Origin of the sequence: Ruoffia sp. FAM 20857, from assembly GCF_045528645.1 — a bacterium.
Lineage (GTDB): Bacteria > Bacillota > Bacilli > Lactobacillales > Aerococcaceae > Ruoffia > Ruoffia halotolerans.
The window spans coordinates 1-817 of record NZ_JBGQRB010000114.1; the positions used below are offsets into that span (position 1 = coordinate 1).

Sequence of the window (817 nt, forward strand, 5' to 3'; positions counted from 1 at the left end):
GGTTGGGGACTCTAATGAGACTGCCGGTGACAAACCGGAGGAAGGTGGGGATGACGTCAAATCATCATGCCCCTTATGACCTGGGCTACACACGTGCTACAATGGATGGTACAGCGAGCAGCGACCCCGCGAGGGCAAGCGAATCTCTCAAAGCCATTCTCAGTTCGGATCGTTCTCTGCAACTCGAGAGCGTGAAGCCGGAATCGCTAGTAATCGTGGATCAGCACGCCACGGTGAATACGTTCCCGGGTCTTGTACACACCGCCCGTCACACCACGAGAGTTTGTAACACCCGAAGCCGGTGGCCTAACCTTTATGGAGGGAGCCGTCGAAGGTGGGATAGATGATTGGGGTGAAGTCGTAACAAGGTAGCCGTATCGGAAGGTGCGGCTGGATCACCTCCTTTCTAAGGAGTACTGGAACCTTTTACAGCATGAAGTGTTTTATCTTTGTTCAGTTTTGAGTGAGTTTTCTTGTTTAACTGCAAGGAACCATTCAAACTTAGCTCATTGAAAACTGAATATCAACACCTAATATAATCCGTCGATGCGACAGATTGTATTAGAACAATTTTCTTAAATGAAGATATAATTTTAATCGAAATTAAATCATAAACCAAAGAATTGACCGAGTCTGTAGAAATACAGAGTTAAAAAGTAATAATAGCGCGAGAAATATGTGGTTAAGAAACAAAGGGCGCACGGTGAATGCCTTGGCACTAGGAGCCGATGAAGGACGGGACGAACACCGATATGCTTTGGGGAGCTGTAAGTAAGCTAAGATCCAGAGATTTCCGAATGGGGGAACCCAACAGCTA

The 817-nt window shown here is 46.8% G+C and carries 2 rRNA genes; both read left to right on the forward strand.

Going from position 1 to position 817, the window contains the following annotated elements:
- Nucleotides 1-406: ribosomal RNA gene (locus ACEN4N_RS11455) — 16S ribosomal RNA — on the forward strand; the annotation flags it as partial.
- 274 nt (nucleotides 407-680) lie between these two features.
- A 23S ribosomal RNA gene (locus ACEN4N_RS11460) occupies nucleotides 681-817 on the forward strand; the annotation flags it as partial.